This window comes from Bradyrhizobium liaoningense (assembly GCF_018130825.1).
In the GTDB taxonomy this organism is placed as follows: domain Bacteria; phylum Pseudomonadota; class Alphaproteobacteria; order Rhizobiales; family Xanthobacteraceae; genus Bradyrhizobium; species Bradyrhizobium liaoningense_B.
This window is the reverse complement of sequence record NZ_JAFCJS010000012.1, coordinates 142,321-155,111: the sequence shown is the minus strand read 5'-3', so window position 1 is coordinate 155,111 and position 12,791 is coordinate 142,321. Positions and strand designations below refer to the sequence as shown.

Annotated in this window: 12 protein-coding genes; 8 read left to right on the top strand and 4 right to left on the bottom strand. The window is 65.6% G+C overall.

Translation table 11 applies throughout. From position 1 onward, the window contains the following. Positions 1 to 121: 121 nt before the first annotated feature. A complete protein-coding gene (gene secA / locus JQ603_RS35455; RefSeq protein WP_212347431.1) occupies positions 122 to 2,962 on the bottom strand; it encodes a preprotein translocase subunit SecA in 2,841 nt (946 codons plus the stop codon). 354 nt (positions 2,963 to 3,316) lie between these two features. Here secA and JQ603_RS35450 point away from each other — a divergent pair, with 354 nt between their 5' ends. Both JQ603_RS35450 and argJ read left to right on the top strand, forming a co-directional pair. Beyond that, positions 3,317 to 4,225: a peptidylprolyl isomerase gene (locus tag JQ603_RS35450; protein WP_212347428.1), complete on the top strand. Its 909-nt coding sequence runs from the start codon at positions 3,317 to 3,319 to the stop codon at positions 4,223 to 4,225. Between the two features lie 101 nt (positions 4,226 to 4,326). Next, the gene (argJ, locus tag JQ603_RS35445) at positions 4,327 to 5,568 is read left to right on the top strand and encodes a bifunctional glutamate N-acetyltransferase/amino-acid acetyltransferase ArgJ (RefSeq protein WP_212347425.1); all 1,242 of its coding nucleotides are present in this window, start codon (positions 4,327 to 4,329) and stop codon (positions 5,566 to 5,568) included. Positions 5,569 to 5,701: 133 nt separating this feature from the next. On the opposite strand, the gene JQ603_RS35440 is transcribed toward argJ, so the two are convergent. Continuing rightward, entirely contained in the window at positions 5,702 to 7,033 is a 1,332-nt protein-coding gene (locus JQ603_RS35440; RefSeq protein WP_212347422.1) for a TadE/TadG family type IV pilus assembly protein, read from the bottom strand. 137 nt (positions 7,034 to 7,170) lie between these two features. Between JQ603_RS35440 and JQ603_RS35435 the strand changes: the two genes are divergently transcribed. Next, complete coding sequence (locus JQ603_RS35435) at positions 7,171 to 7,581, top strand: (deoxy)nucleoside triphosphate pyrophosphohydrolase (RefSeq protein ID WP_212347419.1); 411 nt, start codon at positions 7,171 to 7,173, stop codon at positions 7,579 to 7,581. Positions 7,582 to 7,695: 114 nt separating this feature from the next. Here JQ603_RS35435 and JQ603_RS35430 read toward each other — a convergent pair whose 3' ends face one another. Next, on the bottom strand, positions 7,696 to 8,544 hold the full coding sequence (locus JQ603_RS35430) for a methyltransferase domain-containing protein (protein ID WP_212347416.1): 849 nt from the start codon (positions 8,542 to 8,544) through the stop codon (positions 7,696 to 7,698). A gap of 109 nt (positions 8,545 to 8,653) precedes the next feature. On the opposite strand from JQ603_RS35430, the gene JQ603_RS35425 reads away from it, so the two are divergent. Genes JQ603_RS35425 through JQ603_RS35405 form a run of 5 tightly spaced genes read left to right on the top strand, consistent with a single transcriptional unit; the run spans position 8,654 to position 11,773 of the window. After that, positions 8,654 to 9,241, top strand: coding sequence for a macro domain-containing protein (locus tag JQ603_RS35425; RefSeq protein ID WP_212347413.1), 588 nt, complete (start codon positions 8,654 to 8,656; stop codon positions 9,239 to 9,241). 57 nt (positions 9,242 to 9,298) lie between these two features. Further along, positions 9,299 to 10,096, top strand: coding sequence for a ComF family protein (locus tag JQ603_RS35420; protein ID WP_212347410.1), 798 nt, complete (start codon positions 9,299 to 9,301; stop codon positions 10,094 to 10,096). 47 nt (positions 10,097 to 10,143) lie between these two features. Next, positions 10,144 to 10,419 carry a glutaredoxin 3 gene (grxC, locus tag JQ603_RS35415; RefSeq protein WP_212347570.1) on the top strand — a complete coding sequence of 92 codons (276 nt, stop codon included), beginning with the start codon at positions 10,144 to 10,146 and terminating at the stop codon, positions 10,417 to 10,419. Further along, positions 10,416 to 11,294 carry a carbon-nitrogen hydrolase family protein gene (locus tag JQ603_RS35410; RefSeq protein WP_212347407.1) on the top strand — a complete coding sequence of 293 codons (879 nt, stop codon included), beginning with the start codon at positions 10,416 to 10,418 and terminating at the stop codon, positions 11,292 to 11,294. The genes grxC and JQ603_RS35410 overlap by 4 nt, the downstream gene beginning before the upstream one ends. Next, a complete protein-coding gene (locus JQ603_RS35405; RefSeq protein ID WP_212347404.1) occupies positions 11,291 to 11,773 on the top strand; it encodes a DUF1178 family protein in 483 nt (160 codons plus the stop codon). Before JQ603_RS35410 ends, JQ603_RS35405 begins: the two co-directional genes overlap by 4 nt. On the opposite strand, the gene JQ603_RS35400 is transcribed toward JQ603_RS35405, so the two are convergent. Beyond that, positions 11,770 to 12,669, bottom strand: a complete 900-nt coding sequence (locus tag JQ603_RS35400) for an EamA family transporter (protein ID WP_212347401.1) — start codon at positions 12,667 to 12,669, stop codon at positions 11,770 to 11,772. The genes JQ603_RS35405 and JQ603_RS35400 overlap by 4 nt on opposite strands. Positions 12,670 to 12,791 lie beyond the last annotated feature (122 nt).

The window sequence follows — 12,791 nt, the reverse complement described above, 5'->3', positions numbered from 1 at the left end:
ACATTAGTGATTGAGCCGAGAAGCCGCGGCGTACTGGGTCGTCCGGTCAAGCCGGGCGACGACAGCGGAGGATGAGGCACGAGTATCGCGCCTCACGCGCGCGTGGCAGCGAAGCTAGTCGCTACGCATACCGCCCGTGGCAGTGCTTGTACTTCTTGCCCGAGCCGCACGGGCAATCCTCGTTGCGGCCGACCTTGCCCCAGCTGGCCGGGTTCTTGGGATCGCGCAGCGCGGCGTCGGTGGCCTGCGCGCCGAGCGTGACGCTGGCGAGCGCCATCTCGTCCTCGCCGGTGTTCGGATCGAACTTGTGCGCTTCCATCTGCGGCAGCACGGGCGCTTCCTGCTCCGGCGGGACGATCTCGACCCGCATCAGCTGTGCGGTGACGGCCTCGCGCAGATGCGCGCTCATCTCCTGGAAGAGATTGAAGGCCTCGGTCTTGTACTCCTGCAAGGGATCGCGCTGGCCGTAGCCGCGCAGGCCGATGACCTGGCGCAGGTGGTCGAGCATGATCAGGTGCTCGCGCCAGAGATGGTCGAGCGTCTGCAGCAGGATGGTCTTCTCGACGTAACGCATCACGTCGGGGCCCCATTGCGCGACCTTGGCCGCCATGTGCTCGTCGGCCTTGGTCTCGATGCGCGTGAGCAGCTCCTCGTCGGCGATGCCCTCTTCCTTGGCCCATTCGTCGACCGGCAGGTCGAGATCGAGCACGCGCTTCAATTCGTCCTTCAGGCCGGCGACATCCCACTGCTCGGCATAGGCATGCTCGGGCACGTGCTTGGCGACGAGGTCGTCGATGAAGGCGTGGCGCATGTCGGTGACGGTCTCGGCGACGCTGTCGTCCTTCATCAGGTCGACGCGCTGATCGAAGATCACCTTGCGCTGGTCGTTCTGGACGTTGTCGAACTTGAGCAGGTTCTTGCGGATGTCGAAGTTGCGGGCTTCGACCTTCTGCTGCGCCTTTTCGAGCGCCTTGTTGATCCAGGGATGGATGATCGCCTCGCCCTCCTGCAGGCCGAGACGCTGGAGCATGCTGTCGAGGCGATCCGAGCCGAAGATGCGCATCAGATCGTCTTCCAGCGACAGGAAGAATTTCGAGCGGCCGGGGTCGCCCTGACGGCCGGAACGGCCGCGCAGCTGATTGTCGATGCGGCGGGATTCGTGGCGCTCGGAGCCGATGATGTAGAGGCCGCCGGGCTTCTTCACGGTCTTGGCGGGCTTGCTGCCCTTCGCCGGCTCGATCTCGACGGTCTCCTCCGCCTTCAGCACGATGTCGCGGAAATGCGCGATGTCGGCCTTGATCTGCTCGATCTTCTTCGCCTTCTCGGCCTCGTCCTCGATGCCGGCAGTCTCCTGCTGGAGACGCATCTCCAGCGAGCCGCCGAGCTTGATGTCGGTGCCGCGGCCGGCCATGTTGGTCGCGATCGTGATCGCGCCGGGCACGCCGGCTTCGGCGACGATGTAGGCTTCCTGCTCGTGGAAGCGCGCGTTCAGCACCGCGAACAGTTTTGACGGCTTGCCGGCGCGGGCGGCGGCATAGAGCTTGTCGAGCGCGTTCTCCTTGCCGAAATCGATCTGCTTGTAGCCGTTCTGCTTCAGGAACTCGGCGAGCACTTCCGACTTCTCGATCGAGGCGGTGCCGACCAGCACCGGCTGCAGCCGCGCATTGGCGCGCTCGATCTCGGCGAGGATGGCGGCGTATTTTTCCTTCTGCGTGCGGTAGACCTCGTCGTCCTCGTCGAGGCGCGCAATCGCCAGATTGGTCGGGATCTCCACGACCTCGAGCTTGTAGATGTCGAACAGCTCGTCCGCTTCGGTCGCGGCCGTACCGGTCATGCCCGCAAGCTTCTCGTACATGCGGAAGTAGTTCTGGAAGGTGATCGAGGCCAGCGTCTGGTTCTCTGGCTGGACCTGGACGTGCTCCTTGGCTTCGAGCGCCTGGTGCAGGCCTTCCGAATAGCGCCGGCCCGGCATCATGCGTCCCGTGAACTCGTCGATGATGACGACCTCGTCGTCGCGGACGATGTAGTCCTTGTCGCGCGTGAACAGCGTGTGGGCGCGCAGCGCCTGGTTGATGTGGTGCACGACGGAGACGTTCTCGACGTCGTAGAGCGACTCGCCCTTGAGCTGGCCGGCGTCGCGCAGCAGCGTCTCGATCTTCTCCATGCCGGCTTCGGTCAGCGTCACCGTGCGCTGCTTCTCGTCGACCTCGTAGTCGGACTTGTCGAGCCTGGGGAGGAAGCCGTCGATGGTGTTGTAGAAGTCGGAGCGGTCGTCGAGCGGACCGGAGATGATCAGCGGCGTGCGGGCTTCGTCGATCAGGATGGAGTCGACCTCGTCGACGATGGCGAAGAAGTGCGGCCGCTGGACCATGTCCTCGAGCCGGTACTTCATGTTGTCGCGCAGATAGTCGAAGCCGTATTCGTTGTTGGTGCCGTAGGTGATGTCGCAGGCATAGGCCGCCTTGCGCTCGGCATCGTCGAGGCCGTGCACGATCACGCCGGTGGTCATGCCGAGGAAGCCGTAGATCTGGCCCATCCAGCCGGAGTCGCGGCGGGCGAGGTAGTCGTTGACGGTGACGACGTGGACGCCCTTGCCGGCGAGCGCGTTGAGATAGACCGCGAGGGTCGCGACCAGCGTCTTGCCTTCGCCGGTCTTCATCTCGGCGATGTCGCCCTCGTGCAGCACCATGCCGCCGATCAGCTGGACGTCGAAATGACGCTGGCCGAGCGTGCGCTTGGCGGCCTCACGCACCGTGGCGAAGGCGGGCACCAAGAGGTCGTCGAGCGTCTTGCCCTCCGCGAGCTGCTTCCTGAACTCGGCGGTGCGGGCCTTGAGCGCCTCGTCGGAGAGTTTCGAGACTTCGGGCTCCAGCGCGTTGATCGCGTTGACGCGGGACTGGTATCCCTTCACCCGCCGGTCGTTGGCGGAGCCGAAAAACTTGCGGGCGAGCGCGCCGATCATGCCTAGTTCCTGTGTTCGCGATTCAACCGCGTTGCAGCCAAGAAGTTGTCACCCGCCTGCCTTATCAACTCACCGTGACGCCTGCTGGCGTCAGAGCCCGGACTGCGGGGGGTCATCCGCCATATGGGTGGGAATTGGGCAAGTCTGGGTTCAACGGCCAAAAACGCAGCAAAATAAACGCCATCGCCATGGTCGCGACCGGGCAGAGATATGGCCCGGTCAGGGCCTTGTCAACGGCGGGCGCGTTGCGGCTAATTCATCATTTTGACAGACTTTTCGCGTTGCCAAGCCCCCCTGATTGGGCGAGTGTCCGCCCCGCTCGAGCAGCCCCCTGCTTCAACAAAAGGATTTTCCATGACCACCTCGTTCCCGGTAACCAAAACCGGCCTGCGCTTCGGCCTCGCCACCGCCCTCGTGGGCTGCCTTGCGCTGGCGCTGATCGCGGGTCCCGGCCGGGCTGCCGACGATCCGGTCCTGGCGAAGGTCAATGGCGTGGAAATCAAGAAGAGCGACGTCGCCATGGCCGAGGAGGAACTCGGGCCGAGCCTTGCCCAGATGGACCCGGCGACCAAGGACGAGAACGTCCTGTCCTTCCTGATCGACATGAAGATCGTCAGCAAGGCTGCCGAAGACAAGAAGGTCGCCGACAGCGAGGAGTTCAAGAAGCGCCTGGCGTTCGCCCGCAACCGGCTGCTGATGGACAGCCTGCTCGCCAATGAGGGCAAGGCCGCCACCACCCCCGACGCGATGAAGAAGGTCTATGAGGAGGCCTCCAAGCAGATCACCGGCGAGCAGGAGGTGCGCGCCCGCCACATCCTGGTCGAGACCGAGGACGAGGCCAAGGCGGTGAAGGCCGAGCTCGACAAGGGCGCCGATTTCGCCGAGCTCGCCAAGAAGAAGTCCAAGGATCCGGGCTCCGCCGACGGCGGCGACCTCGGCTTCTTCACCAAGGAGCAGATGGTGCCGGAATTCTCGGCCGTGGCGTTCGCGCTCGAGCCGGGCAAGATCTCCGACCCCGTGAAGTCGCAGTTCGGCTGGCACATCATCAAGGTCGAGGAAAAGCGCGCCCGCAAGGCGCCGGACTTCGAGCAGGTCAAGGCCCAGATCGAGAACTACGTCACCCGCAAGGCCCAGGCCGACTATGTCGCCAAGCTGCGCGCCGAGGCCAAGGTCGAGCGCCTGGACCAGCCGGCGGCGGACGCCAAGCCGGCCGACGCGGCCAAGCCCTCCGACAGCAAGATGGCTCCGCCGGCGAAGAAGTAAGAATTCGCTGTCACTTCGCGGACGCCAATAGTATCTAACGTCGCAATGGCCGGGCACATGCCCGGCCATCTGCATATCCAGACCTCACCAAGGCACCCGCGATGTCCTCCTCCGTCTCTCCCCTCGCCCCGAAACACGTTCCCGACATGCCCGTGATCGCGGGCATCCGCCTTGCGACGGCCGAGGCCGGCATCCGCTACAAGAACCGCACCGACGTGCTGCTGGCGGTGATGGACAAGGGCACCGCGGTGGCCGGCGTCTTCACCAAATCGAAATGCCCGTCGGCGCCGGTCGAATGGTGCCGCGCCAAGCTGAAGGGCGGCAAGGCGCGCGCCCTCGTCGTCAATTCCGGCAATGCCAACGCCTTCACCGGCAAGACCGGCCGCGCCTCCACCGCGCTGACCGCGAAGATCGCGGCCAAGGCCGTCGGTTGCAGCGAGGGCGAAATCTTCCTGGCCTCGACCGGCGTGATCGGCGAACCGCTGGACGCCACCAAATTCGACGGCGTGCTTGGCCGCCTGGCCGAAGCCGCCGCGCCCGGCGATTATCTCGCCGCGGCCAAGGCGATCATGACCACCGACACCTTCCCGAAGGTCGCGACCGCGACCGTCAAGCTCGGCAAGGCCAAGGTCACCATCAACGGCATGGCCAAGGGCGCCGGCATGATCGCCCCCGATATGGCGACGATGCTGTCCTTCATCTTCACCGACGCGCCGATCGCACCCGCCGCGCTGCAGGCCCTGCTCAAGAGCGGCGTCGAGGACACCTTCAATGCGGTGACGATCGACGGCGACACCTCGACATCGGACACGCTGCTGGCGTTCGCGACCGGCGGCGCCGCCCAGCACGGCGCGCCAAAAATCAGCCGCGCCAGCGATCCGCGCCTGAAGGCCTTCGTCAAGGCGTTCAACCAGGTGCTCGCCAATCTCGCCGAGCAGGTCGCCCGTGACGGCGAAGGCGCGCGCAAGCTGGTCGAGATCACCGTCGAGGGCGCCAAGACCAAGGCCTCCGCCCGCAAGATCGCGATGTCGATCGCGAACTCGCCGCTGGTCAAGACCGCGATCGCCGGCGAGGACGCCAATTGGGGCCGCGTGGTGATGGCCGTCGGCAAGGCCGGCGAGCCGGCCGATCGCGACAAGCTCTCGATCTCCTTCAACGGCATCCGCGTCGCCAAGAGCGGCGCGCGCGATCCGTCCTATGACGAAGCGCAGGTATCGGAGGCGATGAAGGCCCCGGAGATCGCGATCAAGGTGTCGCTCGGCCTCGGCAAGGGCCGCGACCGAGTCATGACCTGCGATCTCACGAAGGAGTATGTGGCGATCAACGGGGATTACAGGTCGTAGTGCAGCGGTCATTCCGGGGCTCGCGAAGCGAGAACCCGGAATCCAGAAGTTTATGCGGCTCGAGATTCTCTGGTGCGCAATTGCGCACCATAGTTCGATGCTGGCGCATCGTCCCGGAATGACGCCTCTGGCCTCACCCCGAGATCCTCGCGTCCGCCACCGCCTTCTTGAACAGCGCGTTCATGGCGTCCGAGATGCCTTGCGTCGGGCTCACCTCGAAATACAGCCCGGGCGAAGCACAGCTCTGCATGTTCTTCGCGATCTCGCTGTTCGGTGACGGCCCGAACGGTCCCTTGTTGAAGGGGTCGATGTAGGTCATGTACCAAGAGTTGGTCGGCAGCTGCAGATAGGTGGTGTAGAGCACCGCGATCTTGATGCCACGGTTCTTGATGGTGGTGCAGAGCGAGACGTCGATCGGCGACTGGCAGCGTCCACCGCTCACGACCGGCTTGGAGCAGCCGGTGTTATACTCGTCGGCGACGCCGTCGGAGACGAAGAACAGATACTTCATCGGCGCCGCCGAGGTGCCGGCGCCCGGGGCGCTGATCGCACTGTTGATCGCCGGGAAGACCGTGCTGAACTGCGTATCCTTGTCGGCGGTGTAGGAATCGTTGTTGCCGTAGACGCCCATCAAATCGATGCCGCCCGCCGCCGTCTTCGCACTCGAGAGGCTCGCCGACAGCGAGAACAGCGCGCGCAGGCCGATGGTCTTCGACGAAGCGCCGAAATCGTAGATCGCCATGCGGAACTGGTTCGAATAGGTCTCGGTGGCACCCGCCGTATCCATCAGCGACTGCGTCGCGCTGCGCAGCACGTCGATCCGCGTCGTCACCCCGAGCGTCTTGGCGAGGTTGTAGTAGTTGTTCGCGTCGTTGTAGTCGTGACAGGCGAAGGCGCATTTGTCCGACGTGTTGTTGACCATCTTGCTGACGTCCGCCGGCGTCGCCGCCACGCCCATCGACGGCGAATTGTCCAGCAGGAGGTAGAAGTCGACATAGAGCGGCATGGTCGCCGTCGCGGTCGACGTCCCGCTCATGTTCAGCGCGGTCTTGCCGATCACGCCGAGGAACATGGTGTTGATGGTGCCGGTGAACGAGACTGCCGAGGTAACGGTCGAGCCGGACTTGACCACCGTCGGCGTGACGCTGTTCAGCGTGTAGCCGGTCAGGTTGGCGACGTTGGCATTGAAGATGTTCGTCGCGTCGGTGATGCCGGCGGGGATTGCGCCATCCGACGTCATCGCGCCCGCGGCGGCAAAGGCCGGCGAGGTCTTGGCGACCGAGCCGACGCTGGCCGCATCGGCAGCGGCCTGGAGCTTGGAGCGGACCTGCGTCGCACGGGAGTAATCGACCGCGCAGCCGACCACCGTGATCAGGGGGACGCAGCAGAATGCGAAAATCACCGCGACATTGCCGCGCCGGTCGCGGACGAGACGGCGCATCATGGAGCAAATCGCAGCGCGCATGGGTCGGCCCCGGAATGGTTCAATCGTTTCCACTCTAGGAACCGTCGATTAAATATGACTTATGGAGGCCGTAGAAACGCGGGCCAGGACGGGGTTAACGAACCGTTACGGCCCATCCTCAGCGAGCGACTTCAAGCATGGCCGATCTCAAACTGACTCTCGTGGTGGCCTGCGCGCTGGTCGACGCCGACAAGCGCGTCCTGATCGCGCAGCGCCCCGAAGGCAAAGCACTGGCGGGCTTATGGGAATTCCCCGGCGGCAAGCTCGAGCCGGGCGAGCGGCCGGAGCAGAGCCTGATCCGCGAGCTCCATGAGGAGCTCGGCATCACCGTCGCCGAACCGTGCCTGGCGCCGCTGACCTTCGCCAGCTACGGCTACGAGACCTTCCACCTGTTGATGCCGCTGTACATCTGCCGGCGCTGGGAAGGGATGGTCACCGCACGCGAAGGCCAGAGCCTCGCCTGGGTCCGCGCCAACAAGCTGCGCGACTACCCGATGCCGCCCGCGGACATTCCGCTGATCCCGCATTTGATTGATTTGCTGATGTGAGGCAGGACCTCATCCTGAGGAGACCGCGCAGCGGTCGTCTCGAAGGATGCCGCGCGGCAAGAGCGGGGCCTGCATGGTTCGAGACGGCGCTGACGCGCCTCCTCACCATGAGGATCACTGCTTCCCCGCCTTCTTCACCGCCTCCGCCAGGCTCGCCTTCGCCGATCCCGGCTTGAGCGGCTGCTGCTGGCTCGCATGCGGCGCCCAGCCGGAGAGCCAGATGATGTCGAATGTCGCGCGGATGCGGCCGTCGGCATCGGCAAAGCGCTCGGCATAGATCTCGGCCATCCGCAGCAGCGTCGCGCGCCGACTCGGTGTGCGGCGCCGTTCGATCAGCACGTTGGTCGCGCCCATGCGGCGGAGATCCTGCATCAGCGCGAACGCATTGCCATAGCGCACCACGACGCGGTCGACATCGGTCACCGGCAGCGCAAAGCCAGCCCGCTGCAGCAGCGCGCCGATGTCGCGAAGGTCAGCGAACGGCGCGACACGCGGCGACACGCCGCCCTCGCATTCCGCTTCGGCGGCAGCAAAGGCCTGCCGCAGCTCGGTCAAGGTGTCGCCGCCGATCATCGCCGCCAGCAGCAAGCCATCCGGCTTCAACGCGCGGCGAACCTGTGCCAGCACGCCCGGCAGATCGTTGACGAATTGCAGCGCCAGCGCCGAGACGACGAGATCGAGGCTTTCCGGCGCGAACGGCAGTTTTTCCGCGCCGGCCGTATCGATTGCGATCCGTTCGATGGAAGGCAGGCGCGCGCGCAGCGACGACGGACCCTCGCCGGGACTCCAGAGATCGACCGGCGCTTGAAACTCCCGCATCACCGCCGCCAACCGGTCGGACATGTCCTCGGCAACCCGATCAAGCAGGAATGTGACCTCGCCTTGCGCCTGCGCGCGCTGCTGCCGTGCGTGCAGCAAGGCGCGATCAAACAGAGCGGGCGGGGTTTGGGGAGGTACAGCCATGCAGTTTGGTTACGCTCATGACGGCCACTCTGGCAACCCACGCAATCGAGAGTCAGGTGGAACGGCCAGACGGGCCGTCGTATAATTAGGCCTCACCGAGGCTCCGGCAGTGTTCAGCATTCATCTTCGCGATATCAACGCCGAAATTGTCGAGGCGTGGAGAGCAGCGTTTGCCGATGTCGCAGACGTCGAGGTCTCGCTCGGCGACATTTTTGCGCAGGAGGCCGATGCGATCCTGAGCCCCGCGAACAGTTTCGGGCACATGGATGGCGGGATCGACCTTCTCTATTCGCGATATTTCGGCTGGGACCTCCAGACCAATCTGCAAGCCCTCCTGGCAGAGCAACACTATGGCGAGCTGCCGGTCGGCCAAGCGATCGTGCTTGCCACGGGTCACAAGCGCTTCCCGTTCCTCGTGAGTGCCCCCACGATGCGAGTCCCCACGCGCATCGATCAGACCGTGAATGTGTATCTCGCATTCCGGGCAGCTCTGATCGCTGTCATCACGCACAATGCCGGTGACGACGAGGCAATCCAGTCCTTGCTCGTCCCGGGTCTAGGGACGGGCGTAGGCGCAATGCCCCCTGCGCGGGCCGCCCGCCAAATGCGGCTTGCCTACGACTCGATCTTGGCGCCGGCTTCGGAGCGACGGAGTGCTCGCGCCATCCTGAGAGAGCATCACGAACTGCTTTCCTGATCCCGTTTCGGGCCACCGCCGCTTGAGCGCCGTCGACGGGAACGCTAGCCTCTCCTCATGGAAGCCAACGCCGCCCCCTCCCGTTCCCTCGCCGCACCGCTGCGTGCCGCATGGACCGCGGGCCACCATGCGCTGGCGCGTGCGGCACGGCTCGCCCTCGACATCGCACTACCGACGCTGTGCGTGTCTTGCCGTGAGCCGGTCGATGGCGAGGGCGTTTGCGCGGCGTGCTGGGCGCGGCTGTCGTTCATCGAACGGCCCTATTGCCCGCGGCTCGGCATCCCCTTCGTCTATGATCCCGGCCCCGACATGCTGTCGATGGAGGCGATCGCGAGCCCGCCGGCCTACCAGCGCGCCCGCGCGGCGGTGCGCTATGACGACGTTGCGCGCACGCTGGTGCATGCGCTGAAATACCAGGACCGCACCGATCTGGCACCGGCCATGGGCCGCTGGATGGCGCGCGCGGGCGGCGAGCTGCTTGCCGGCGCCGACATGCTGGTGCCGGTGCCCCTGCATTGGCGGCGGGCCTGGCGCCGGCGCTACAACCAGTCCGGAGCGCTGGCGCGCATCATCGAACGGCAGAGCGGGGTCAAGGTGCGGGGCGACGTGCTGCGGCGGGTCCGTGCCACCGAGCAGCAGATCGGCCTGTCACGGGCCCAGCGCGCCACCAATGTGCAGGGCGCATTCCAGGTATCTCCGGACCGTCAGGCCGAGGTCCAGGGCCGCCGCGTCGTCCTGATCGACGACGTCCTGACCTCGGGTGCCACATTGGACGCCTGCGCGCGTGCCCTGCTCCGCGCCAAGGCGGCCCAGGTCGACGTGCTGGTGTTCGCCCGGGTTGTGGAGATCAGGTGAAGTCCCATATAATTCAATGAATTCATGACATGAAAGCGCCAGACGAGATGACTGCTGCTGTCGAGATCTACACCAGGCCGGGCTGCGGCTATTGTTCCGCCGCGAGGTCGCTGCTGACCCGCAAGAAGGCGACCTTCACCGAGTTCGACGTTGCCAGGAACCCGTCCTGGCGCCAGGAGATGTACGACCGCGCCGGCGACGGCTCGACCTTCCCGCAGATCTGGATCGGCGGCACCCATGTCGGCGGCTGCGACGACCTCTACGCGCTCGACCGCGAAGGCAAGCTCGACGGCATGCTCGAAAGCGTCAAGGCGGCATCATGAGCGACAACAGGACCTTCACCGCCGCGATGGTGCAGATGCGCACCGGCCTGATGCCGGAGCCGAGCCTCGCGCAGGCGACCCGGCTGATCCGGCAGGCGGCGGCGGGCGGCGCCGATTACGTGCAGACGCCCGAAGTCAGCAACATGATGCAGCTGAACCGCAAGGCGCTGTTCGAGCAGCTCCAGAGCGAAGAGGATGACGCCTCGCTGAAAGCCTACCGCGCACTGGCGGCGGAGCTGAAGATCCACATCCATGTCGGCTCGCTGGCGCTGCGCTTCTCGCCGGAGAAGGCGGTCAACCGCTCCTTCCTGATCGGGCCCGAGGGCAATGTGCTCGCGAGCTACGACAAGATCCACATGTTCGACATCGAACTGCCGGACGGCGAGAGCTATCGCGAGTCCGCCAATTACCAGCCGGGCGAGACCGCCGTGATCTCCGACCTGCCCTGGGGCCGGGTCGGGCTGACAATCTGCTACGACGTGCGCTTCCCCGCGCTCTACCGCGCGCTGGCCGAGAGCGGCGCCTACTTCATCACGGTGCCGTCGGCGTTCACCCGCAAGACCGGCGAAGCGCATTGGCACGTGCTGCTGCGCGCGCGCGCGATCGAGACCGGTTGCTTCATCTTCGCCGCGGCGCAGGCAGGCACCCACGAGAACAAGCGCGAGACCTATGGCCACTCGCTGGTCATCGATCCCTGGGGCGAGATCCTCGCCGAGGGCGATGTCGAGCCCGGCATCATCATGGCCAAGATCGACCCGGCCAAGGTCGAGACCGCGCGCCGCGCCATCCCGTCGCTCCAGCACGGCCGCCGCTTCGGCGTCGCCGACCCCAAGGCCGGGCCGGACCATCTGCATCTCGTACGGGGATCGGCATGATCCGCTACGCGCTCCACTGCGACCGCAACCACGCCTTCGAGAGCTGGTTCCAGAGCTCGTCGGCCTATGATTCGCAGGTGAAGCGCAAGCTCGTGACCTGCCCGATCTGCGGCTCGGCCAAGGTCGACAAGGCGATCATGGCGCCGCGCATCGTCGGCAAGAAGGGCCGCGGGCGCGCAACGCCGCCGCCGGAGCCCGTGGCTGCGACCACGCCCGAGGCTGCGCCGTCAGGGCCGACCTCGCTGCTGATGTCGCAAGAGCGCGAGCTGCGCGCCAAGCTCAAGGAGCTGCGCGATCACATCGTCAAGAACGCCGACAATGTCGGGGAGCGCTTTGCCAACGAAGCGCGCGCCATGCATTACGGCGACAAGGAGCACCGCCCGATCTACGGCGAGGCCTCGCCGGAAGAGGCGAAGTCGCTGATCGACGAAGGCATCGAGGTCTCGCCGCTGCCGACGCTCCCGGAAGACAGGAACTAGGCCCCCACCAGCACCGCCACGCCGATCACGATCAGCGCGATGCCTGCAAGCTCGCGCGGTGCGATCGGCTGCTTGAACGAGTAGTAGGCCACGCCCTGCGCGAACAACACCTCGATCAGCGCGAGCGTGCGGACATTGGCGGCGGCCGTCAGCGCGAAGGCCAGGAACCAGAACTGTGAGGCGAAGGCGCCGGTGAAGCCCGCCAGCATCGACGGCCGCCACATGCCGAGGATGCCCCGCAACACGTCCGGCGCACGCCAGAGCAGGTAGATCGTCAGCACCAGCGTCTGCACGAACAGGCCGAGCACCAGCGTGAACGACGAGGCCGTCACGAACGACACGTTCGGCACCGTGATGATCGCGCCGCGAAAACCGACCGCCGAGAGCGCGAATGCCGCCGCGGCGACGAGGCCGGTGATGGTCGGCTTCAATTCCGCAAAACTCTTCTCGCCGCCGGGGCGCAGCGCGGTGATGACGACACCGATGGTCGCAATCACGATCGCCAGCACCTTCAACCAGGTGAGGTGATCGCCGAGGAAGACGAAGCCGAAGATCGCGGTCTGGATCGCCTCGGTCTTGAGGTAGGCCGTGGTCACCACGAAGGAGCGGTCGTTCATCGCAAGCAGCATCAGGCCGGTGGCGACGATCTGGCTGAGCGCGCCGAGCAGCAGCCATGGCCAGAACGCCGACGGCGGCATACCGATATGATCGCCGGTCGCGACCAGCACCACGCCGAGGAACAGCAGCGAGAACGGGAAGCCGAACAGGAAGCGGATGTTGGTCGCGCCCCAGGTCCCCAGCGGCTTCGTCAACGACCGCTGCATCGCATTGCGCGCGACTTGGCCGAGCGCAGCGACGACGGTGAAGGGAATCCAGAGGCTGGTGACGGTGAGCATGGGGAGTGGGTGGGATAGGAAGGGAGTGCAGCTAACCTGCAGCCAGAGGCGAGGCAGGTCAATCACGCGGATGTCATGGGTGCGTTGCTCTCGCAACAAACTCCGCTGTCGTCCCTGCGAAC